Raw genomic sequence first — 21,836 nt, forward strand, 5'->3', positions numbered from 1 at the left:
TTTAAATTAAACCTCTGTTTTTATCGCTTATAATACTTTTGTAACAACGCAGCGCTTAATAATAATGTACTATTAGGGAATATATTTCGAATACGATGCCTTTAATAAGTCAAAAAAGGCGCGTTAATAAGGTAGCGAGTAATTATGAATACTAAAGTATACAAAGCGGTTCACGATTTGGCGGAAAAGCTGATGGCAGCGGCTAATAAAAATGATACTAAACAGTTTGAATCTTTATATGCTGAGCTAAAAGCTATTTGTATTGAAAACGAAAATACAGCGAAAGATCACCCTGTTCAGTGGGAAACATTGGCTGATTTCACCGAAGAGCTAGAAGAAGCTATCGAGACTTACGAAAAAGCGTTACAGAAGTCGATAGAAATTAATAACAAAGATCATATGTCGTCTGTTGCCTTTTCTATGGCTACTTTACAGCTTGAGCTGGGTGATAAAGAAGCGGCAATTAAAAATCTGCAAGATGCTAAAATCAGTGCGAATAAAATTGAAGACAAAGAATTAAAATCAGAGATCCATGAGTTATTAGAATCATTGGTTGAAGAAGAAGGCTAGACAATTTTATAGCCATTATTAATAATCAGCGTCAGTAATAATACCATTGGCGCTTTTTTATTGATAAAAGCAAATTCTGCGTCATTAAATATTTATGCTTAAGTTAAGTCACTAAGCAAATTTTTTGGAGAAAACATGCTAGCGCAAATAGAACAATGGATTGATAAAACGAATAGCGAGTATGTTCATCAAAGAATATGCTGTGATGCATTTGTTAGCGAATTTGCTGGCTTTTACCCGCATGATTTTTTGAAAACTGCATTTTATGTGGTTGTTGAACACATTCCCAAGCCTGACTTTACTGGTTTACGTGAAATTGGTTTAAGCGATTTTATTGACATGGATGTAGCAGGGATCACCTATAAAAACACTTATTACATATTACCTCATGTTGCGCGTAATTTAAGAGTGCATTTTCATGAGCTGGCTCATGTCGTTCAATGGCGCGAGCTCGGTGCTCACGCTTTTATTATGCGCTACATCAATGAAATCCAAACCTGTGGTTATGATGATGCTCCGCTTGAAAAAATGGCCTATGCACTTGATGCGCACTTTACCAGCAATGGAAATAAATTTAATATTCCTGACTATATTACTCAACAGCTTTAGTTAATAAATATTATAAAAGGAATTTATATGTCGCGCTTTGTGCTCTATGTACTAGTTTTATCTGCCTTTAATGTACAGGCGAGCTCTTTTGATGACGATATCGTCAATGCATTGATCCACAGAACAACGCAACAAGTAACTTACGATGGCGCCTATCATAGGCTTGAATACCCTGGTGGCGATGTGCCCGATAATATTGGTGTGTGTACTGATGTTATAATTAGGTCGTATCGACAGCTTGGTATTGATTTACAAAAGTTAGTACATGAAGACATGCAGGCCAATTTTCGCGCATATCCTTCTAAGCGTATTTGGGGATTAACCAAGCCAGATAAAAACATTGATCATCGACGTGTACCTAACTTACAAGTTTACTTTGAGCGCCATGCTCAAGTGTTAACTAAATCGCTTAATGCAGCAGATTATAAAACCGGTGACATAGTCACTTGGATGCTGCCAGGCAATTTACCGCACATAGGTATGGTCGTTAATCAAATAGCGCAGGACAGTGGTCACCCGCTTATTGTGCACAATATTGGTCGCGGACCTGAAATGAGCGATATGCTTTTTGCTTATACAATTACGGGTCATTACCGATTTGTACCTGCTGCTTATTCAGAGTAAATAACACGGCTATAATCGCGATTACTTGAGTAATAATTGCAGAAACAGGTAAGTGAATAAAGCGAGCTGTTAGGCATTATACTGTGTGGTTTGCTAGTTACTTTAAATTAATACTGATATCACCATTGGGCTTGCAGCAACACAACAGTATTTCACCATCACGCACAAAGGCTAACGGTTCTTCATTGTAATTGACTTCACCAGAGACAAGCGTAGCACGACACGCACCACAATATCCCTCACGGCACTGGTAAGCAACATCAATTTTATTCGATTCTAAGCAGTGTAAAAGAGAAGGGCAGCCAGCGGTAAAATCTAAACACTGGCTGTTATCTGCAAGCGTGACACTTGCAGTGGTTCTATCAGTCATTATAAATCAAAGTCACCAAATTCAGCAGCATCAACCTGTGAATCAATTTGACCTACAAGGTATGAGCTAATTTCCGCTTCTTGTGGAGCAACTTGCACGTTATCAGAAACAAGCCATGAGTTGATCCATGGAATCGGATTACTGTTATTATCAAACTGTGCTGGTAAACCAATAGCAGTCATGCGTGCATTGGTAATGTATTCAACATACTGACATAAAATATGTTTATTTAAGCCAATCATTGAACCATCTTTAAACAGGTACTCGGCCCATTCTTTTTCTTGCTCTGCAGCGTCAACAAACATCTTGATTGCTTCTTCACGGCACTGTGCAGCCACGATTGCCATTTCAGGGTCGTCTTTGCCATCTTGCATAATATTTAAAATATGCTGAGTGCCTGAAAGGTGAAGCGCTTCATCACGGGCAATAAGCTTAATAATTTTAGCATTACCTTCCATTAGCTCACGCTCGGCAAACGCAAATGAACACGCAAAGCTCACATAAAAGCGAATAGCTTCAAGAATGTTCACTGACATCATCGCCAGATACAATTTCTTTTTCAGCTCGAATAGGTTAACCACCACGGTTTCACCATTAATATCATGTTTGCCTTCACCGTACAGGTTGTAAAGCGACACTGAGTTAATTAAATCGTCGTAATAAGTGGTTACGGCATCGGCACGTTCACTAATTTTGTCATTGCTAACAATGTCGTCAAAGATGAGTTCAGGCGCTTGAGTTACATTACGAATAATATGTGTGTATGAACGGCTGTGAATGGTTTCACTAAACGCCCATGTTTCAATCCATGTTTCAAGCTCAGGAATTGACACAATTGGCAATAGTGCAACGTTAGGCGAACGGCCTTGAACACTATCAAGCAAAGTTTGGTATTTTAAGTTACTTAAAAAGATATGCTTTTCGTGATCAGGAAGCGCTTGAAAGTCTAAACGGTCTTTACTTACGTCAACTTCTTCAGGACGCCAAAAGAAAGACAATTGTTTTTCAATCAGCTTTTCAAAAATAGGGTATTTTTGTTGATCGTAACGTGACACGTTAACGGTTTGACCAAAAAACATTGGCTCTTGCATTTGGTTATTATGATTTCTGCTAAAAGTAGTATAAGACATGTTTATCACTCAAAAAACTATCACTAAAACTATCAGGACAAAGCGGGCAAGGCGCCCGCTTTAAGTTTAACTATTAAATTTTACACGCGCCGCCTGCACAATCATCATCTTCCACTTCTGGAGCGTCTTCTTGTGCGTCTGATGCGCCATCACGGGTGTTATGGTAGTACAGCGTTTTAACACCTAGCTTGTAGGCACCAAGTAAGTCTTTTAATAAGACTTTCATAGGTACTCTACCGCCTTCGTATTTATTTGGATCATAATTAGTATTTGCTGAAATCGTTTGGTCGATAAATTTCTGCATTATGCCTACTAATTGTAAGTAACCATCGTTAGATGGGATATCCCACAGTAACTCATAGCTATCTTTAAGGCGTTCGTACTCAGGGACAACTTGTTTTAAAATACCGTCTTTACTTGCTTTAACACTAATATGGCCACGCGGTGGCTCAATGCCATTGGTTGCATTAGATATTTGCGATGATGTTTCTGATGGCATTAATGCGCTCAGTGTTGAGTTACGCATACCGTGCTCTTTAATACTGGCACGTAACGCGTCCCAATCAAGATGAAGTGGTTCATCACAAATTTTATCTAAATCACGTTTGTACGTATCAGTTGGCATAATACCTTGTGAGTACGTTGTTTCGTTAAATTTAGGACAGGCACCACGCTCTTTTGCCAGCTCATTAGATGCTTTCATTAGGTAGTACTGAATCGCTTCAAATGTTCTGTGCGTAAGCGCATTTGCGCTGCCATCTGAATAACGCTTACCGTTTTTAGCTAGGTAGTATGCGTAGTTAATAACGCCTATGCCTAGCGTACGACGTCCCATGGTTGCATTTTTAGCTGCAGGTACTGGGTAGTCTTGGAAATCAAGTAGGTTATCAAGTGCGCGTACTGCAAGCTCAGCTAACTCTTCTAGTTCATCTAAAGACTCAATCGCGCCTAAGTTAAACGCAGATAATGTACAAAGTGCAATTTCACCTTCTTCATCATTCACGTTGCTAAGAGGCTTAGTTGGTAACGCAATTTCTAAACATAAGTTAGATTGACGGATCGGAGCCACTTTTGAGATAAACGGACTGTGTGTATTACAGTGGTCAACGTTTTGTAAGTAAATACGACCCGTGCTAGCACGTTCTTGAGCAAACATAGAGAACAGCTCAATTGCTTTAATTCGTTTTTTACGAATTGACTCGTCTTGCTCATATTTTACATATAGCGCGTCAAACTCGTCTTGATCTTCAAAAAATGCATCGTAAAGGCCAGGCACATCAGAGGGGCTGAATAACGTAATGTAATCGTCTTTAATTAAACGTGAGTACATGAGTTTATTAAACTGTACGCCGTAATCTAAGTGACGTACGCGGTTATCATCAACGCCACGGTTGTTTTTAAGCACTAATAAGTTTTCAACTTCTAAATGCCAAAGCGGGTAGAAAAGGGTTGCTGCGCCACCACGTACACCGCCTTGCGAACAGCTTTTAACCGCTGTTTGAAAGTGCTTATAAAACGGAATACAGCCAGTGTGATACGCTTCACCGTTACGAATAGGGCTACCTAGTGCACGAATACGACCTGCATTAATACCAATACCAGCACGTTGAGAAACGTATTTAACAATCGCTGATGATGTAGCGTTAATTGAGTCTAGGCTATCGCCACACTCAATAAGTACGCATGAGCTAAACTGGCGTGTTGGCGTACGTACGCCCGACATAATTGGCGTAGGTAAAGAAATTTTAAATAATGAAACCGCATCATAAAAACGTTTAATGTAATCAATACGTGTATCACGAGGGTAATCAGAGAATAAGCTTGCAGCCACTAAAATATATAAAAACTGCGCGCTTTCGTAAATTTCACCCGTTACACGGTTTTGAACTAGGTATTTACCTTCAAGCTGTTTTACTGCTGCGTAGCTAAAGTTAAGATCGCGAGAATGATCTAAGTACGCATCTAGCTCATCTAATTCTTGCTCTGTGTAATCAACGAGTAAATGTGCATCGTAACGTTTTTGTTCAACCATGTTAGTAACATGGTCAAAAAGACGCGGTGGCTCAAACTGGCCATAGGCTTTTTTACGTAAATGGAATACAGCTAAACGAGCAGCAAGATACTGATAATCAGGTGATTCTTTTGAGATCTGATCCGCAGCGGCTTTAATAATCGTTTCGTGGATGTCTTTAGTACGAATACCGTCATAAAATTGAATATGCGATTTAAGTTCAACTTGTGAAACCGAAACGTTATTTAAACCTTCGGCGGCCCATTCAATAACGCGATGGATCTTATCAAGATCGAGTGGCTCTTTACGACCGTCACGTTTGCTTACAGATAACTGTTGGTTCATAGCTTTGCCTGTATTCCTTGGGAATTAAATATTTTTGACCAATGCGTGCACCTAAAAAAGCGCAGTGCCTATTCGTTTATTGTTATTTTCACCGGTTTGGTGAATTTAATTGAATAACATTTAGCCACAATATCTGGTGTTGTTCAAATTAGAGATCACAAGATAGTGTGGTCTGGTATCTTTTGCAAGGGACAGAAACCGCTCTCATTGTGGATAACGTTGGGATAACGTAATTGTGTTAGTAGGCATTAACCTTTGATCAATCGGTTAAGTTGAAATTTGTAAAAATCAACTAAGGAAAGATTAAATTTACGCTTTTTTAAAATAAATTTTGTCTGCTTTTTTTATCATCAAGCTTTGCGTAAAAACTAACACAATCACAATATGTAGTGTTTATTAATTAACATGGCACTATATGTGGTTAAATGCATCTATAGGACTGTGCCAATTAAAATCCGCATTCCAAGCCAATGCCTCGTCAACACTCGGTACATATCCCCATAGTGCGGTTGCGGTGTGCATATTGGCTGCTTTACCTGCTTGAATGTCACGCTGCGCATCACCTATATATAAGCAACGCGAAGGATCAACACTCATTTGCTCAGCGCAATACAGTAAAGGAAGGGGTGAGGGCTTAGATTCAGCTAAGGTATCACCGCTTATCACAATACGTGCATTTTTTAATGCAGGAATCGCCTTGACTAAAGGATCAGTTAAAAATCCGGGCTTATTAGTCATAATTCCCCAGGGTATTGCTTTGTTATCAAGTGCGATTAGTAATTGCTCTATTCCTACAAAACATCGAGTATGGGTGGCAATATTGGCAGCGTATTGCGTGACTAGCTCATGTAAAAGTTGCTCTTGCGGCTGTTGTGCCCAGCTTTCTTTAAAACCAGCAGCCAATAAAGCGGCAGCACCGTTTGAAGCCGCGGGGCGATATATATCACTGCCCACTTGGGGCTGTTGATGATTTTGCAGCACGGTGTTCAGTGCGGCGCCTAAATCATCAGCGGTATCGAGTAAAGTGCCATCTAAGTCAAACAGCAATGCTTGATATTCCATTGGGACAATGGGGGTTTGAGAGCTTGCCATTACGCTAACTTCTCAAAATGCAGCATATAATTTACGCTTACATCATCATTCATTGTGTATTGCTTAGAAAGCGGGTTGTAACTTAAACCAGCACTGGCACGTACTTTTAAGCCAGCTTGCTCTGCCCATGCAATTAATTGTGCAGGTTTAATAAACTTTTTATGGTCATGGGTACCCTCTGGGACCATTTTTAACAGTTTTTCTGCACCGACAATAGCGTATAAGTAAGCTTTTGGGGTTTTATTAAGAGTAGAGAAAAAAACATCAGCCCCAGGTTTTGCTAATTTAGCCACCGCATGAATAATAGAAGCAGGGTCGGGGACGTGCTCTAACATTTCCATACAAGTGATCACATCAAAGCGCTCAGGGTGCTCATCTGCAAACTGCTCTGCAGGTACTTTTATATACTCAACGGGGACACTTGTTTCTAAGCTGTGTAACTTAGCTACGGTTAAAGGCTCTTGGCCCATATCGATGCCTGTTACGTTTGCGCCCATTCGCGCCATGCTGTGACTTAAAATGCCACCACCACATCCTACATCTAGGGTTTCTTTATCAAATAATCCTTTGGTTTTGTCTGCGATGAAATCTAATCGTAATGGATTAATTTCGTGAAGCGGCTTAAATTCGCCTTCTAAATCCCACCAACGTTCTGCGATGGCTTCAAACTTTGCTATTTCTGCGTTATCTACATTTTGATGTTCGGTCATAAAATACTTCCTCGTCAATCTGAGGCCATTATATAGGCCTAAATTGATAAATCGCAAAGTTTTGCGCCTGTAAATTAAAATTAATTGTGATAGCATGGTTACTTAGAAATAATAACAAACACTCTTAATACCTAATACTGGGTTGTTAAGAGCTGATACTGAAGGAATGTGATATCAAATGACTGATCTCGCCAATGAAATTCTGCCAGTCAATATTGAAGACGAGTTAAAAAACTCCTACTTAGATTACGCCATGAGTGTAATTGTAGGACGTGCATTACCAGACGTGCGTGACGGTTTAAAACCTGTTCACCGTCGCGTTTTGTTTGCAATGAACGAGCTTAGTAATGACTGGAACAAGCCTTACAAAAAATCGGCCCGTGTGGTCGGTGACGTAATCGGTAAATACCACCCACACGGCGACAGTGCAGTTTATGACACCATCGTACGTATGGCTCAGCCATTCTCACTGCGTTACATGCTAGTAGATGGTCAGGGTAACTTTGGTTCGGTTGATGGTGATTCAGCAGCGGCAATGCGTTATACAGAAGTACGTATGGCAAAAATGTCGCACGAATTATTAGCCGATCTTGAAAAAGAAACGGTTGATTTTGTGCCTAACTACGATGGCACAGAGCAAATTCCTGATGTGTTACCCACTAAAATACCTAACCTGTTAGTTAATGGTTCATCGGGTATTGCGGTTGGTATGGCAACAAATATTCCGCCACATAACTTAACAGAAGTCGTGAATGGCTGTTTAGCGCTTATTCAAAACCCTGAATTGACCATTACTGAGTTAATGGATTACATTCCTGGGCCTGATTTCCCAACTGCGGCGATTATTAACGGTAAAAAAGGCATTGAACAAGCTTATCAAACCGGTCGTGGTAAAGTGTACATGCGTGCGCGTGCTGACATCGAAACCGATGAAAAGACGGGTCGCGAAACCATTATTGTTCATGAAATCCCTTACCAAGTTAACAAAGCACGTTTGATTGAAAAAATCGCCGAGCTAGTTAAAGATAAAAAAATTGAAGGGATCAGCGCATTACGTGATGAATCAGATAAAGACGGTATGCGTATCGTTATCGAGATCAAACGTGGTGACGTAGGTGAAGTTATTTTAAACAACCTTTATTCACAAACTCAGTTACAAACAGTGTTTGGTATGAATATGGTTGCGTTAATTAATAACCAACCTAAGTGTTTCAACTTAAAAGAAATGCTTGAAGAATTTATTATCCACCGCCGTGAAGTTGTTACCCGTCGTACGGTATTTGATTTACGCAAAGCCCGCGACCGTGCGCATACGCTAGAAGGTTTAGCGATTGCACTGGCTAACATTGACCCAATTATCGAACTTATCCGTAAGTCGCCAACACCTGCTGAGGCAAAAGTTGCATTAACAGCGCGTCCATGGGAATTAGGTAATGTTAAAGCCATGCTTGATAAAGCAGGCGAAGACAACGTAGCACGCCCAGATTGGTTAGCAAGCGAGCTTGGTATTCGTGATGGTCAGTACTATATTTCTGAGCAACAAGCTCAAGCAATATTAGACTTACGTTTACATAAACTTACTGGTCTTGAACACGAAAAAATTCTTACCGAATATCAATCATTACTTGAGTTGATTGCTGAGTTATTATTCATTTTGGCAAATCCAGAGCGTTTAATGGAAGTTATTCGTGATGAGCTCGTTGAAATTAAAGAGCAATATGGTGATGAGCGCCGCACTGAAATAAATGCTGCAGCACACGATATAAGCCTTGAAGATTTAATTAACGAAGAAAACGTAGTTGTTACGCTTTCACATGAAGGGTACGTTAAGTATCAAGCATTAACTGATTACGAAGCGCAGCGTCGTGGTGGTAAAGGCAAGTCAGCAACTAAGATGAAAGATGAAGATTTCATTGAACGTTTATTGGTTGCCAACACTCACGATACTATTCTTTGTTTCTCTACAGCGGGTCGTTTATATTGGCTTAAAGTATACCAGTTGCCACTTGCCAGTCGTGCAGCACGCGGTAAGCCAATTGTTAACTTATTACCACTTGAAGCAGATGAACGTATTACTGCAATCCTGCCAGTACGCGATTATGAAGATGATAAGTACATCTTTATGGCGACAGCATTTGGTACGGTTAAGAAAACGCCATTAACGGCATACAGTCGTCAACGTGCAAGCGGAATTATTGCGGTTAACTTAAACGAAGGTGATAGTTTAATCGGTGTTGATATTACCGATGGCAGCAACGAAATTATGTTGTTCACTGATGCGGGTAAAGTTGTTCGCTTTAAAGAGGCTGAAGAAACAGCTGTCGTTGATGAAAATGGTAACCCAGTACTAGACGAAGAAGGCAAACCTGAAATCCGTTTCAAAGGTGTACGTCCTATGGGCCGTACTGCAACGGGTGTTCGTGGTATTAAGATGCCAGACGATCAGCGTGTTGTATCACTTATTGTACCAAAGAATGATGGTGCAATATTAACAGTGACAGAAAATGGCTACGGCAAGCGTACCCAACTTGAAGATTACCCATCTAAGAGTCGTGCAACTCAAGGTGTTGTATCAATCAAAGTGAGTGAGCGTAACGGTGCTGTTGTTGGTGCTGTACAGGTTGATGACAACGACGAAATAATGATTATTTCGAATCGTGGAACCTTAGTGCGTACTCGTGTTAATGAAGTTTCTACGGTTGGACGTAACACCCAAGGTGTTATTTTGATCAGAACTATTGACGAAGAGCAAGTAGTTGGTTTACAACGTATAGAAGAAATTGAAGTGACTGAAAGTGACTTGGTTGATATCGAAGACGTTGAAACAGTAGATACAGTTATTGATGAAGTGGCGGATGACAATCCTCCTTCAGAATAATTAGATTGAAAAAAGCGGCCTTGGCCGCTTTTTTTATGTGGTTGAAAAAAATTAAATTAGTTTAATTCAAGTTAAATTACTGGAATGAGGAAAAGGTAATGAGTATATATAATTTTTGTGCAGGCCCTGCAATGTTACCACCGGCTGTTATGCAAAAAGCGCAAAAAGAGTTTTTAAACTGGCAAGGTCTTGGTGTATCGGTGATGGAAATAAGTCATCGTAGTCATGAATTTTTAGCATTAACCGCTAAATGTGAAGCCAGCCTGCGTCGTTTAATGAATATCAGTGACGAGTTTGAAGTGCTATTTATGCACGGTGGTGGTCGAGGTCAATTCAGTGCCGTACCTTTAAACCTTCATGTTAACGGTAAAAAAGCAGTTTATTGTGAAAATGGCGTTTGGTCAAAAAGTGCAACCAGCGAAGCCGATAAGTTTACAAATACACACGCTGTTGATGTGCGCAATGATGATAACGGCCTGTTTTCTATTAAGCAGGTAGCCGATTGGGTTTTACCTGCTGATGCGGCTTACATTCACTATTGCCCGAATGAAACCGTAGACGGCCTTGAAATATTTGATGTACCCAGTCATCCAACGGCGCCGATTGTGGCCGATATGTCGTCGACTATTTTATCGCGCGAAATTGACGTTAATAAATTTGATTTAATCTACGCGGGTGCACAAAAAAATATCGGTCCGTCGGGCATTGCTATTGTGATTGTTCGCAAAACGCTACTTGAGCGTGAAGGGCTCGCCAAGCCGGGTATTTTAGATTACGCCCTTGAAGCAAAACAAGGCAGCATGTTTAACACCCCACCGACTTTTGCTTGGTATTTAGCGGCAGAAGTATTTGCATGGCTTGAGCAAACCGGGGGTGTAAAAGCCATGGAAGCTCATAATATTGCCAAAGCGCAGCTGCTTTATGATTTTATTGATGGTTCAGATTTTTATACCAATAAAGTAGCGAAGCATTGCCGTTCACGTATGAATGTGCCTTTTTGGCTGGTTGATGAAAGCTTAAATGATAAGTTTGTTAAAGAGTCAAAAGAAGCGGGCTTGTTAGCGCTTGAAGGTCATCGTATTGTTGGCGGGATGCGCGCCAGTATTTATAACGCGATGCCATTGGAAGGTGTACAAGCCTTAGTTGACTTTATGGCTAACTTCGCCAAGGAGAATAGTTAATGGAGCAACTTTTCTTAGCCCCTATTTCACAAGTGAATGGCAGTGTGACATTACCGGGCTCAAAGAGTTTATCAAACCGAATTTTATTATTAGCAGCATTATCTAACGGCACCACGGTTGTTGAAAACTTACTCGATAGCGACGATATTCGCCATATGCTGGGTGCGTTAAAGCACTTGGGCGTTAATGTAACGCTTAATACTGAACGCACCGTAGCAACCGTAGAGGGCGTGAGTGGCGTGTTTAATACGCCAACTGAGCCGTTGTTTTTAGGTAATGCAGGTACAGCGTATCGGCCATTAACGGCAGTACTGAGTGCGATTGCTGGTGAGTATGAGTTAATTGGTGAGCCGCGCATGGAAGAGCGACCAATTGGTCATTTAGTTGATGCCTTACAAGCCTTGGGTGGTAATGTAAGTTATTTAAAAAATAAAGATTACCCACCACTTAAAATTATCGGTGGGCAAATAGCCGGTGGTGAAGTCGAAATTGACGGCAGTATTTCAAGTCAATTTTTAACGGCGCTGCTCATGGCTGCGCCGTTATTTAAAGGCGATACATACATTAAAATTAAAGGTACCTTAGTCTCTAAGCCTTATATTGATATTACTCTGGATGTGATGGCGCGCTTTGGTGTAACTGTTGAGCATGATAATTACACCACGTTCTTCGTTAAAGGTGCTCAGCAATACCAAGCGGTTGAGCGCATAATGGTTGAAGGTGATGCTTCATCGGCTTCTTATTTTATTGCTGCTGCAGCAATTGCCGGTGGCGAAATAGAAATTAAAGGCGTTGGCGCTAAATCAGTTCAAGGTGATATTGGTTTTGCTAAAGTAATGGAGCAGGTTGGTGCCAAAATTGATTGGTATGACGAGCATTTAGTTGTTCGTAAAGGCGAGCTTAACGGTATCGATATAGATGCTAATGCGATACCTGATGCTGCAATGACCTTGGCGACTGTTGCCTTGTTTGCTAAAGGGCCAACCGCTATTCGTAATATTTATAACTGGCGGGTAAAAGAAACTGACCGTTTACATGCAATGGCCACCGAGCTTAAAAAAGTAGGGGCTGAAGTGGTTGAAGGGCACGACTTTATTGAGATCACACCGCCAAAGCAATTTAATAATGTGGCTGTAGATACCTACGACGATCACCGTATTGCCATGTGCTTTGCAATGGTGGCAGTAGGGGGCAAGCCCATAACGATTAACGATCCGGCCTGTACTTATAAGACATTCCCAACATTTTTCAAAGTGTTAGCATCTGTCAGTAAATAGGCTATTTATAAGTATTTATAAAAAGTTACATACTAAAAGCGGATAATCTTTATTAATTGGCGTATAATGTGGCGGTTTATTTTGGTGTGCATTGAAGGAGGTTTTAAATGCCGGCGTTATTAATGCCCGTAATCACCGTAGATGGCCCAAGTGGTTCTGGTAAAGGAACTGTTTGTCGCCTATTGGCTGAAAAATTAGGCTGGGATGTGTTAGATAGCGGAGCAATTTATCGCGTACTATCACTTGCAGCACTTCATCACCAAATTGCGTTAGATAACGAAGAAGCACTCGTCCCATTAGCTGCAAATCTTGATGTGCAGTTTTTGATAGACAGTGACACTAATGCAGGAAAGATTATTTTAGAAGGCGAAGATGTTACCACCACTATTCGAAATGAAGAAGTGGGTGCTGCAGCGTCGAAAGTGGCCGCATTGCCGCGCGTTCGAGAAGCGTTGCTTCGCCGCCAGCGTGCGTTTAGAACAGAAAACGGTTTAATTGCCGATGGCCGCGATATGGGCACTGTGGTATTTCCAGATGCGCCATTAAAGATATTTCTAACCGCAAGTGCAGAAGAACGTGCTCGCAGGCGTTTTGTTGAGTTGAATGAGCGCGGGCTTGATGTTACACTAAGTGGTCTATTACAGGACATTCAAGCACGTGACGATCGCGATATGAATCGCGCCGTTGCGCCGCTTGTACCTGCAGAGGATGCGATTGAGCTTGATACTAGCGAACTCAACGCACAGCAAGTCTTTGATAAAGTTATAACTTTATTAGATGCGAGCATCTCAGAAGGTAAGCTTCCTAAACGAAGCTAAATACATTTTATGCACCAGCAGGATGCCAGTGCTATTTTAACAACCCCATGCAGCATGGTTGCTTATTGGTATTAATATATGAGACGTATATTCGTATGTCAGAAAATTTTGCGCAGTTATTTGAAGAAAGCTTAAAGGGTTTTGAAGCAGAGCAAGGCTCTATCGTTAAAGGTACAGTAATCTCAATCGAGAACAACATTGTACTTGTAGATGCTGGTCTTAAATCAGAAAGTGCTATCCCTGCAGAGCAGTTCAAAAATGCTGCTGGTGAACTAGAAGTTGCTGTTGGCGACGAAGTAGATGTTGCACTAGATGCAATCGAAGACGGTTTCGGTGAAACTATCCTTTCTCGTGAGAAAGCGAAGCGTCACGAAGCGTGGATCCGTCTTGAGAAAGCATGTGAAGAGCAAGAGACTGTTACTGGTGTTATCAACGGTAAAGTTAAAGGCGGTTTCACAGTTGAAGTCGATTCAATCCGTGCTTTCCTACCTGGTTCACTTGTTGATGTTCGTCCAGTACGTGACACAACTCACCTTGAAGGCAAAGAGCTTGAATTTAAAGTAATCAAGCTTGATCAAAAACGTAACAACGTTGTTGTTTCACGTCGTGCAGTTATCGAATCAGAAAACTCACAAGAACGTGAAGAGCTTCTTGCTAACCTTGTTGAAGGTCAAGAAGTTAAAGGTATCGTTAAGAACCTTACTGACTACGGTGCATTCGTTGACCTTGGTGGTGTTGATGGTCTACTACACATTACTGATATGGCGTGGAAGCGTGTTAAACACCCTTCAGAAATCGTTAATGTTGGCGACGAAATCGCAGTTAAAGTTCTTAAATTCGACAAAGATAAAACTCGTGTATCTCTAGGCCTTAAACAGCTTGGTGAAGATCCATGGGCAGCTATCGCTGGTCGTTACCCAGAAGGTTCTAAACTTTCTGGCCGTGTAACTAACCTTACTGATTACGGTTGCTTCGTAGAAATCGAAGAAGGCGTTGAAGGTCTAGTACACGTTTCTGAAATGGATTGGACTAACAAGAACATCCACCCTTCAAAAGTTGTATCACTAGGTGACACTGTTGAAGTTATGGTTCTTGAAATCGACGAAGAACGTCGTCGTATTTCTCTTGGTCTTAAGCAATGTATTGCTAATCCTTGGCAGGAATTTGCTCGTCTACAAAACAAAGGCGACCAAGTTACTGGTAAGATCAAATCAATCACTGACTTCGGTATCTTTATCGGTCTTGACGGTGGTATTGATGGTCTTGTACACCTTTCAGACATTTCTTGGAACACACCTGGCGAAGAAGCTGTACGTGAATTCAAGAAAGGCGACGAAATCACTGCTATCGTATTGCAAGTTGACCCAGAGCGTGAACGTATCTCGCTAGGTGTTAAGCAAATCGAAGCTGACCCATTCAATAACTACCTTGATGCAAACAAAAAAGGTGCTATTGTTAAAGGTAAAGTGACTGAAGTTGATGCGAAAGGCGCAACTGTTGAACTTATCGAAGGCGTTGAAGGTTACATCCGTGTAGCTGATATCGCTCAAGAGCGCGTTGAAGATGCAACTACTGTTGTTTCTGTAGGCGACGAAATCGAAGTTAAATACGTTGGTGTTGATCGTAAGAACCGCACTTTAAGCTTATCTGTTAAAGCTCTTTTCGAAGCAGAAGAGAAAGAAGTACTAGAGAAGCTTAAGAAAGAAGAGCCAGTGTTTGAAAACGCAATGGCAGCTGCTTTCGCAAATGCACAAAAAGACTAATTAATTATAGTCTTTTAATTGGAAGGGCAGTTTATGCCCTTCCACTATTTCTTTTTAAGGAAACGCTATGACTAAGTCAGAACTGATAGAAACACTTGCTGAACAACATTCACATATTCCTGTGAAAGATGTTGAGAACGCTGTTAAAGAAATTCTTGAACAAATGGCCGGCTCATTATCTTCTTCAGATCGTATTGAGATCCGAGGTTTTGGAAGTTTCTCTTTGCATTACCGTGCGCCTCGTACAGGCCGTAACCCTAAAACAGGTGAAACTGTAGAGTTAGATGGTAAGCATGTACCTCATTTTAAACCAGGCAAAGAACTACGTGACCGTGTAAACGAGAGCATTGCTTAGTAAACTTATTGGAGTAGTTACTTGTTCAAGGTATTAAAAATTATTCTGGCGGCACTTTTTTTAATTGGTGCATTTGTATTGGGTTCTCAAAACCCACAATTAACACAAATTAACTACATAATAGCCAGTAATACATTACCTTTAGCCGTTATAATAAGTATCTGCTTTTTGCTAGGTGTTGTAGTGGGTTGTTTTGTGAGTTTTAAATTGTTCACGCAATTAAAGTGGCAAAATTACCGTTTAAAAAAGCAATTAACGCCTGAAAAAGATAATAAAAAGCGTATTGCCAACAAAGACACCTAATTATGATTGAGCTGTTGTTTTTACTGCTTCCCGTTGCTGCCGGTTATGGTTGGATCATGGGGAAAAACAGTGCAAAAAATCAGGCTCATCAGTTTAATCGTCAAATTACTTCTGAATACAGTAAAGGCTTAAAGTTTTTACTGGACAGAGAAGAAGATCAGGGGCTTGAGCATTTAATTAATTTGCTCGAAGTAGCTGCTGACTCTGTTGAACATTATTCTACTTTAGCCACCATGTTTCGCCGCCGTGGTGAGCTTGACCGCGCAATAAAAATTCACGAACTACTGCTAAAACACCCAAGTCTTAACGAAAAACAAGCCGCTAATAGCCGTTTAGAACTAGCCGAAGATTATATTATGGCTGGCTTATTAGACAGCGCAGAAGAACATTTAATATGGCTGGTAAAAAATAGCCATGCAGATGCACTCGATCCTATTATTTCTTTATATTCACAAACCCGTGAATGGCAAAAAGGCATTAATATGTTTGAAGCGCATACTGAGCTTTTTTCAAAAGAACAACACTTTAAAGCCATCGCTAATTTTTACTGTGAGCATGCCATTGCCAGTAATAACCCACAACTTATGCGCAAAGCCATTAGCTTAAACTTTAAAACAATTAGGCCTTTATATGAGCTTGGACTGTCAGCTTACACCAAAGAAGATTACGTAAAAGCAATTTACTATTGGCGAGAATTAATCTGCCAATTTACTTTTTTTGCGCCATTGTTTATTGAAAAGTTAGCTCACAGCTATAAGCAATTAAAATTAACTCACCAATTCCATGAACTCATTACTGAGTTACTAGAAAAGGGTGGGGTGATGATAAAAATACAGCATTGCCAAGCCTTGCTTGAGCAAGGACACACTGAACAAGCCTTTGAATTTTTAACTGATAATTTAAAACGTCAACCCACTATTCGTGGCTTTAGTTTTTTATTACAGTTAATGAGTACAGAAAATAAAAATACAAAAGATGTGCTTAATCAAATCGATAAACTTGTTACTTCGTACATTGCCACTAAACCTGACTTTCAATGTCAGCATTGTGGCTTTACTAGCTACACCATTTATTGGAATTGCCCTTCATGTAAACACTGGGAAACCATTGTGCCTAGCAGAGGCTTAGACGGATTTTAATCTTTATACTTTTCGCTCACTAGTAGGATAGTTATGTCTTTCGAAAAATCAAAAAAAATTCTTATCGCGCTTGATTATGATGATCAGCAAACTGCTTTAGCATTTGTAAAACAGTTATCACCAGATACCTGTCGATTAAAAGTGGGCAAAGAAATGTTTACTTATTTTGGTCCTGCATTTGTTAAAGAATTGGTCGATTTAGGTTTTGATGTATTTTTAGATTTAAAGTTTCACGATATTCCAAACACCGTTGCTAAAGCGGTGACTGCTGCGGCTAAAATGGGTGTATGGATGGTCAATGTACATGCATCGGGCGGTTATGAAATGATGCATAAAGCTAAACAAGCACTCGAGCAGTTTGGCGACAAAGCGCCATTACTGATTGCGGTAACTGTATTAACCAGCATGGACGAAGCTGAACTTGAGCGTTTAGGTATAACTAAATCACCCCAAGAGCAAGTTATGCATTTAGCAAAATTAACAAAGCAAGCAGGGCTTGATGGTGTAGTGTGTTCAGCACAAGAAGCTGAAATTCTAAAAGCGGCTTTAGGCAGAGAATTTAAACTAGTAACCCCAGGTATTCGCCCAGCGGGAAGTGATGCGGGCGATCAAAAACGCATTATGACACCTAAAGAAGCCATTGAAGCGGGCAGTGACTACTTAGTAATAGGGCGTCCGATCACTCAGGCACAAAACCCTGTAAAAGTACTAAATGATGTAAATGAATCAATAGCTTAAATTAAAAATTAGCATAATTGAGAGCAGTTCCTTACAACTGCTTTTCTTTGTGCTACATTTAAATTATGGGTGTGCAGTGAGGGATTTGCTTTGCGTATAATAATATTTTTAGTTGTAATTATCATTAGTGGCTTTGCTGTAAATAAATATGTTTTTTCAACTAAAATGTATGATGATGTTTCAAACGTTACTGACTTGGTATCTGGTTACCCCGTTGATTTATTCAAGTTTAAAAAAATTGCTCAAAATTATGCCCAGCATCTGTGTTACACCAATGAAGGTGTGTTAGCAGGAATAGATATTAGCAGCAGAGACTGTGTTGCGACACATGATGAAATGCAAAATGAGTGTACAGAAAAAGTTTTTAGGCTAGCGCCGTTAAATCTAGATTCTAAAAAAGAATTAATTGAATACTCAAATGAATATTCTCGCTGTACCTTACCTTATAAAAATATTAGGTTATAAATTTCAGATACTAAAAAGCCACTTAGGTTTAAAACTTAAGTGGCTTTTTTATTTAATTATTTTAAACGAATAGACTTAGCTTCAATATCAATTAAGCCTTGTTTAAATAAACCGCCAATGGCTTTTTTGTAGTTTGCTTTGCTGGTCGAAAATACTTTTTTAATTAATTCAGGATCAGACTTATCGCCTATGGCTAATATGCCACCCTCATCCTTTAGTTTTTCCATTATTTTTTCACCAAGCTCGCTTACTTTACCCATGCCTGGTTTTTCAAGTATGACGTCAATTTTCCCGTCTTCACGTACTTTTTGAATAAATCCTTTTAGCTTTTGACCAACAAACAGGTTTTTAAACACCATGTTGTAAAACACGACGCCAAAATGGGATTCTTCAATAAGCACCTTGTAACCAATATCAGTTTTGCCTGCAACAATTAAGTCAACTTCTTGTAAGTGACTATACTGAGGCTCATCTTTTGATAAAAAACGGTTAAAGTTAGTTGAGGCACAAATACGCTGACTGGCGTTATCAAGATATAAACGCACTAAATATGAGTAGCCTTCTTGCATACGTGGTTTTTGTTCATTAAACGGTGCAAGTACGTCTTTTTCTAAGCCCCAATCTAAAAACGCGCCTATGCTGTTTATTTCTTTTACACGCAGTAGGGCATATTCACCCACTTGAGCATGCGGCTTTTTAGTTGTGGCTGTTGGCAGGTTTGCATTATCTAAAAAAGTGAATACGCTGATGCTATCGCCGGCTTCAAGCTCATGTTTTATTTCATGTTTAGGTAAATAAACTTCACCTAAGTCGTGCCCATCTAAATAGGCACCTTCGTTGCTGACTTCTTTAACAAAAAGGGTTTGGGTGGTTCCTAGGTAACTCATAATTATTCCTGCTCAGGCTTTTTTTTACGACGCATCGGGGTATCACCATCAATATTAATAGGTGCTTTAATTGGGGCCGCTGGCTTTTTCGGTTTTGCTTTTCGTTTTGGCTGTGGCTTATTCGTGGTCACTGCTTTTTTAGTCGGTTTAATTGGCGTTACTTTTTTCTCTTTAATACCTTTAAATTTCGCTTTTAAACCCTCAACAGCAGCAAACGATAATTCATCATTTAAAAATGATTTTATTGCCAAGTAACTTGCCCAATCTTTAGGGCCCACAAGTGATAATGCGTTACCTTTAAAACCAGCACGACCAGTTCGACCAATACGATGAACGTATTCTTCTGCGTGTTTTGGTAAATCAAAGTTAATAACATGGGTAACACTGAGTAAATCTAAACCGCGCGAAGCAACATCTGTAGTAATTAATATTTTAAAGTTTTCACGGCTAAACGCATCCATAATATCAAGGCGCTTACTTTGAGTTAAATCCCCAGCTAATGCGACAGATTTAAAGCCTTTACTATTTAATGATTCACTTAAACGGCTGGTATCAGCTCGTGTGGCAGTAAATATAATGCACTGGCCGACGTTATCTTGGTTTAAAAAGTGCTCAAGCAGTGCTTCTTTATGATCAAGGTGGTCAGCTAAATACAATGTTTGTTTAATATCACTGTGTTGCTCATTGGCTGCACTGAGCATAATTTGTTTTGGTTTTTTTAATAAATTACGCGATAACGCATCAACTTGAGCATGATCTAATGTCGCCGAAAACAACAAAGTTTGACGAAGACGATGATCGGCCAGTTCATTAATTAATTTAAGTTGATCGGTAAAACCTAAATCTAAAATACGGTCAGCTTCATCAAATATAAGTAACTCTAGGCCACTTAATTGTAATGAACGTTGCTTTAAATGATCGGCTAAACGCCCAGGTGTGGCGACCACAAAGTGAGGGTCGTTACGCAGTGCTTTAATTTGGTCGTTAAAATTTTCGCCACCGAGGATTTTAACGGCCTTTATGTTGGTACCGGCAATAAGTAATCGAAGTTGAGTAAAAACTTGGGTCGCAAGCTCACGAGTTGGAGCAACAATAAGTACACGAGGATCACGTTTACTGAGTGCTTTTTGTTTCATTACACGCTGCACAGCCGGTAATAAAAACGCTAAAGTTTTGCCTGACCCAGTTTTTGACTGAGCGAAAATGTCATGTCCCGCCAGTGCCGTTGGCACAGCATGAGCTTGAATATCGGTAGGCTGGGTGATCCCTTGGTGCGCTAATTGTGTTTCTAGGCGAGTATCAATCCCAAGATCAGTAAAGTGCAATGTATGTTTCTCCAATATGAGCAAGTCTGTATAAATTTATCCGCGCATTATAGCCCACTGAGCTACTGCGCTAACAGTAAAAAGCGCATTATCATCCATTTTTTTGCATTTAAATAAAAAAAGCGTAAAATACGCGCCCCATATGCGCCGGATTTACGATTCGGTAAACCGCCCCTTGCGGGTTTTAAAAGCAAAATAGGAATACCATGACTGCTGTCCATAAAGACAATGTAACCAGCGAACACTTTGTTGTATGCGCTCTGTATAAATTTGTTTCTCTGCCGGATTTTGAAGCACTTCGCCAACCTTTACTTAATGTAATGGAGCAAAACGAAGTACGAGGCACTTTATTAATTGCTGCAGAGGGGATTAACGGTACTGTCTCTGCAAAACGTGAAGGCATAGATAATTTACTTGCGTGGTTAGACACCCAACCAAATTTAGACAACATTGTTACCAAAGAATCATTTGATGACGAATGCCCGTTTTATCGCACAAAAGTTAAGCTGAAAAAAGAAATTGTGACTATGGGTGTTGAAGGCGTAGACCCATTAAAAGTAGTGGGCAGTTATGTTAAGCCACATGAATGGAATGCCCTTATTTCTGATCCAGAGGTGATCCTTGTTGATACCCGTAATGATTACGAAATTGAAATTGGTACGTTTCAAAACGCAGTAGATCCAAACACTAAAACGTTCCGTGAATTTCCTCAGTGGGCCAAAGAAAACCTAGACCCATCAAAACATAAAAAAGTAGCCATGTTTTGTACTGGTGGTATTCGCTGTGAAAAATCAACAGCCTATATGAAAGAGCAAGGTTTTGATGAGGTATATCACCTTGAAGGCGGCATATTAAAATACCTAGAAGAAGTGCCAAAAGAAGAAACCATGTGGGAAGGCGAGTGTTTTGTATTTGATAACCGTGTAGCGGTAAATCATGACTTACAAAAAGGCTCATACGATCAATGTCACGCATGTCGCATGCCTATCACAGAAGAAGAAAAGCAAAAGCCAGAATACATGGAAGGGGTGTCGTGTCACCACTGTATTGACAATGTAACCGATGAACAACGCGCTCGCTTTGCAGAGCGCCAAAAGCAAATAGAGCTTGCTCAAGCGCGCGGTGAAGGCCACATTGGTAACGAAGCACAAGCTGTTTTACAACAACGTAAAGAAGCTAAAAAAGCGCAAAAAGAAGCACAGCGAAATAAATAAGCGGTACTTTTTGTTTGTACGTTATTAATAAA

At 40.1% G+C, this 21,836-nt stretch carries 21 protein-coding genes; 14 read left to right on the forward strand and 7 right to left on the reverse strand.

Features of this window, described 5'->3' with window-relative positions; all coding sequences use genetic code 11:
- Positions 1-144: 144 nt before the first annotated feature.
- The 3 genes from PISS_RS07285 to PISS_RS07295 all read left to right on the forward strand — a co-directional run bounded on the left by PISS_RS07285 (position 145) and on the right by PISS_RS07295 (position 1,803).
- Complete coding sequence (locus PISS_RS07285) at positions 145-570, forward strand: tetratricopeptide repeat protein (RefSeq protein WP_008112472.1); 426 nt, start codon at positions 145-147, stop codon at positions 568-570.
- A 135-nt stretch (positions 571-705) separates the two neighbouring features.
- Entirely contained in the window at positions 706-1,179 is a 474-nt protein-coding gene (locus PISS_RS07290; protein WP_058154557.1) for a hypothetical protein, read from the forward strand.
- A gap of 27 nt (positions 1,180-1,206) precedes the next feature.
- Positions 1,207-1,803: a DUF1287 domain-containing protein gene (locus PISS_RS07295; protein WP_058154558.1), complete on the forward strand. Its 597-nt coding sequence runs from the start codon at positions 1,207-1,209 to the stop codon at positions 1,801-1,803.
- A gap of 97 nt (positions 1,804-1,900) precedes the next feature.
- On the opposite strand, the gene yfaE is transcribed toward PISS_RS07295, so the two are convergent.
- From yfaE to ubiG, 5 genes are all read right to left on the reverse strand, one after another.
- Positions 1,901-2,173, reverse strand: a complete 273-nt coding sequence (yfaE, locus tag PISS_RS07300) for a class I ribonucleotide reductase maintenance protein YfaE (protein WP_008112475.1) — start codon at positions 2,171-2,173, stop codon at positions 1,901-1,903.
- Positions 2,173-3,303, reverse strand: a complete 1,131-nt coding sequence (nrdB, locus tag PISS_RS07305; RefSeq protein WP_013464873.1) for a class Ia ribonucleoside-diphosphate reductase subunit beta — start codon at positions 3,301-3,303, stop codon at positions 2,173-2,175. The genes yfaE and nrdB overlap by 1 nt, the downstream gene beginning before the upstream one ends.
- A 73-nt stretch (positions 3,304-3,376) precedes the next feature.
- Positions 3,377-5,659 carry a class 1a ribonucleoside-diphosphate reductase subunit alpha gene (gene nrdA / locus PISS_RS07310; RefSeq protein ID WP_013464874.1) on the reverse strand — a complete coding sequence of 761 codons (2,283 nt, stop codon included), beginning with the start codon at positions 5,657-5,659 and terminating at the stop codon, positions 3,377-3,379.
- A gap of 411 nt (positions 5,660-6,070) precedes the next feature.
- Positions 6,071-6,751: an HAD family hydrolase gene (locus tag PISS_RS07315; protein WP_058154559.1), complete on the reverse strand. Its 681-nt coding sequence runs from the start codon at positions 6,749-6,751 to the stop codon at positions 6,071-6,073.
- On the reverse strand, positions 6,751-7,461 hold the full coding sequence (ubiG, locus tag PISS_RS07320) for a bifunctional 2-polyprenyl-6-hydroxyphenol methylase/3-demethylubiquinol 3-O-methyltransferase UbiG (RefSeq protein WP_028835280.1): 711 nt from the start codon (positions 7,459-7,461) through the stop codon (positions 6,751-6,753). The genes PISS_RS07315 and ubiG overlap by 1 nt, the downstream gene beginning before the upstream one ends.
- 178 nt (positions 7,462-7,639) lie before the next feature.
- On the opposite strand from ubiG, the gene gyrA reads away from it, so the two are divergent.
- The 10 genes from gyrA to PISS_RS07370 all read left to right on the forward strand — a co-directional run bounded on the left by gyrA (position 7,640) and on the right by PISS_RS07370 (position 18,378).
- Positions 7,640-10,339 (forward strand): DNA topoisomerase (ATP-hydrolyzing) subunit A, encoded by a 2,700-nt coding sequence (gyrA, locus tag PISS_RS07325; protein WP_008465686.1) that lies wholly within the window; start codon positions 7,640-7,642, stop codon positions 10,337-10,339.
- Between the two features lie 98 nt (positions 10,340-10,437).
- Positions 10,438-11,520, forward strand: a complete 1,083-nt coding sequence (serC, locus tag PISS_RS07330) for a 3-phosphoserine/phosphohydroxythreonine transaminase (protein WP_036956455.1) — start codon at positions 10,438-10,440, stop codon at positions 11,518-11,520.
- The gene (gene aroA, locus PISS_RS07335; protein ID WP_016899928.1) at positions 11,520-12,797 is read left to right on the forward strand and encodes a 3-phosphoshikimate 1-carboxyvinyltransferase; all 1,278 of its coding nucleotides are present in this window, start codon (positions 11,520-11,522) and stop codon (positions 12,795-12,797) included. Before serC ends, aroA begins: the two co-directional genes overlap by 1 nt.
- 107 nt (positions 12,798-12,904) lie before the next feature.
- Positions 12,905-13,615, forward strand: coding sequence for a (d)CMP kinase (gene cmk / locus PISS_RS07340; RefSeq protein ID WP_016899929.1), 711 nt, complete (start codon positions 12,905-12,907; stop codon positions 13,613-13,615).
- 95 nt (positions 13,616-13,710) lie between these two features.
- Positions 13,711-15,378, forward strand: a complete 1,668-nt coding sequence (gene rpsA, locus PISS_RS07345) for a 30S ribosomal protein S1 (protein WP_002961176.1) — start codon at positions 13,711-13,713, stop codon at positions 15,376-15,378.
- 67 nt (positions 15,379-15,445) lie between these two features.
- On the forward strand, positions 15,446-15,733 hold the full coding sequence (gene ihfB / locus PISS_RS07350) for an integration host factor subunit beta (RefSeq protein ID WP_008114744.1): 288 nt from the start codon (positions 15,446-15,448) through the stop codon (positions 15,731-15,733).
- Positions 15,734-15,754: 21 nt separating this feature from the next.
- Positions 15,755-16,036, forward strand: a complete 282-nt coding sequence (locus PISS_RS07355; protein WP_008114742.1) for a lipopolysaccharide assembly protein LapA domain-containing protein — start codon at positions 15,755-15,757, stop codon at positions 16,034-16,036.
- Positions 16,037-16,038: 2 nt separating this feature from the next.
- Entirely contained in the window at positions 16,039-17,175 is a 1,137-nt protein-coding gene (lapB, locus tag PISS_RS07360; RefSeq protein WP_028835278.1) for a lipopolysaccharide assembly protein LapB, read from the forward strand.
- 33 nt (positions 17,176-17,208) lie between these two features.
- Positions 17,209-17,913 carry an orotidine-5'-phosphate decarboxylase gene (pyrF, locus tag PISS_RS07365; protein WP_058154560.1) on the forward strand — a complete coding sequence of 235 codons (705 nt, stop codon included), beginning with the start codon at positions 17,209-17,211 and terminating at the stop codon, positions 17,911-17,913.
- Positions 17,914-18,003: 90 nt separating this feature from the next.
- Positions 18,004-18,378 carry a hypothetical protein gene (locus tag PISS_RS07370; protein WP_232311348.1) on the forward strand — a complete coding sequence of 125 codons (375 nt, stop codon included), beginning with the start codon at positions 18,004-18,006 and terminating at the stop codon, positions 18,376-18,378.
- Positions 18,379-18,434: 56 nt separating this feature from the next.
- Here PISS_RS07370 and PISS_RS07375 read toward each other — a convergent pair whose 3' ends face one another.
- Both PISS_RS07375 and PISS_RS07380 read right to left on the reverse strand, forming a co-directional pair.
- Complete coding sequence (locus PISS_RS07375; RefSeq protein ID WP_058154561.1) at positions 18,435-19,265, reverse strand: CvfB family protein; 831 nt, start codon at positions 19,263-19,265, stop codon at positions 18,435-18,437.
- Positions 19,266-19,267: 2 nt separating this feature from the next.
- The gene (locus tag PISS_RS07380) at positions 19,268-20,590 is read right to left on the reverse strand and encodes a DEAD/DEAH box helicase (protein ID WP_058154562.1); all 1,323 of its coding nucleotides are present in this window, start codon (positions 20,588-20,590) and stop codon (positions 19,268-19,270) included.
- 206 nt (positions 20,591-20,796) lie between these two features.
- On the opposite strand from PISS_RS07380, the gene trhO reads away from it, so the two are divergent.
- Complete coding sequence (trhO, locus tag PISS_RS07385; RefSeq protein WP_013464881.1) at positions 20,797-21,804, forward strand: oxygen-dependent tRNA uridine(34) hydroxylase TrhO; 1,008 nt, start codon at positions 20,797-20,799, stop codon at positions 21,802-21,804.
- The last annotated feature ends 32 nt before the right edge of the window (positions 21,805-21,836 follow it).

The organism is Pseudoalteromonas issachenkonii, assembly GCF_002310795.1.
GTDB classification, from domain to species: Bacteria; Pseudomonadota; Gammaproteobacteria; order Enterobacterales; family Alteromonadaceae; genus Pseudoalteromonas; species Pseudoalteromonas tetraodonis.

Coding starts and splice junctions, on each gene's coding strand:
- PISS_RS07290 (WP_058154557.1), top strand. CDS start 706: ATGCTAGCGCAAATAGAACAATGGATTGATAAAACGAATAGCGAGTAT.
- aroA (WP_016899928.1), top strand. CDS start 11,520: ATGGAGCAACTTTTCTTAGCCCCTATTTCACAAGTGAATGGCAGTGTG.
- nrdA (WP_013464874.1), bottom strand. CDS start 5,659: ATGAACCAACAGTTATCTGTAAGCAAACGTGACGGTCGTAAAGAGCCA.
- PISS_RS07295 (WP_058154558.1), top strand. CDS start 1,207: ATGTCGCGCTTTGTGCTCTATGTACTAGTTTTATCTGCCTTTAATGTA.
- cmk (WP_016899929.1), top strand. CDS start 12,905: ATGCCGGCGTTATTAATGCCCGTAATCACCGTAGATGGCCCAAGTGGT.
- PISS_RS07285 (WP_008112472.1), top strand. CDS start 145: ATGAATACTAAAGTATACAAAGCGGTTCACGATTTGGCGGAAAAGCTG.
- serC (WP_036956455.1), top strand. CDS start 10,438: ATGAGTATATATAATTTTTGTGCAGGCCCTGCAATGTTACCACCGGCT.
- trhO (WP_013464881.1), top strand. CDS start 20,797: ATGACTGCTGTCCATAAAGACAATGTAACCAGCGAACACTTTGTTGTA.
- ubiG (WP_028835280.1), bottom strand. CDS start 7,461: ATGACCGAACATCAAAATGTAGATAACGCAGAAATAGCAAAGTTTGAA.
- lapB (WP_028835278.1), top strand. CDS start 16,039: ATGATTGAGCTGTTGTTTTTACTGCTTCCCGTTGCTGCCGGTTATGGT.
- PISS_RS07315 (WP_058154559.1), bottom strand. CDS start 6,751: ATGGCAAGCTCTCAAACCCCCATTGTCCCAATGGAATATCAAGCATTG.
- pyrF (WP_058154560.1), top strand. CDS start 17,209: ATGTCTTTCGAAAAATCAAAAAAAATTCTTATCGCGCTTGATTATGAT.
- yfaE (WP_008112475.1), bottom strand. CDS start 2,173: ATGACTGATAGAACCACTGCAAGTGTCACGCTTGCAGATAACAGCCAG.
- PISS_RS07375 (WP_058154561.1), bottom strand. CDS start 19,265: ATGAGTTACCTAGGAACCACCCAAACCCTTTTTGTTAAAGAAGTCAGC.
- rpsA (WP_002961176.1), top strand. CDS start 13,711: ATGTCAGAAAATTTTGCGCAGTTATTTGAAGAAAGCTTAAAGGGTTTT.
- nrdB (WP_013464873.1), bottom strand. CDS start 3,303: ATGTCTTATACTACTTTTAGCAGAAATCATAATAACCAAATGCAAGAG.
- ihfB (WP_008114744.1), top strand. CDS start 15,446: ATGACTAAGTCAGAACTGATAGAAACACTTGCTGAACAACATTCACAT.
- gyrA (WP_008465686.1), top strand. CDS start 7,640: ATGACTGATCTCGCCAATGAAATTCTGCCAGTCAATATTGAAGACGAG.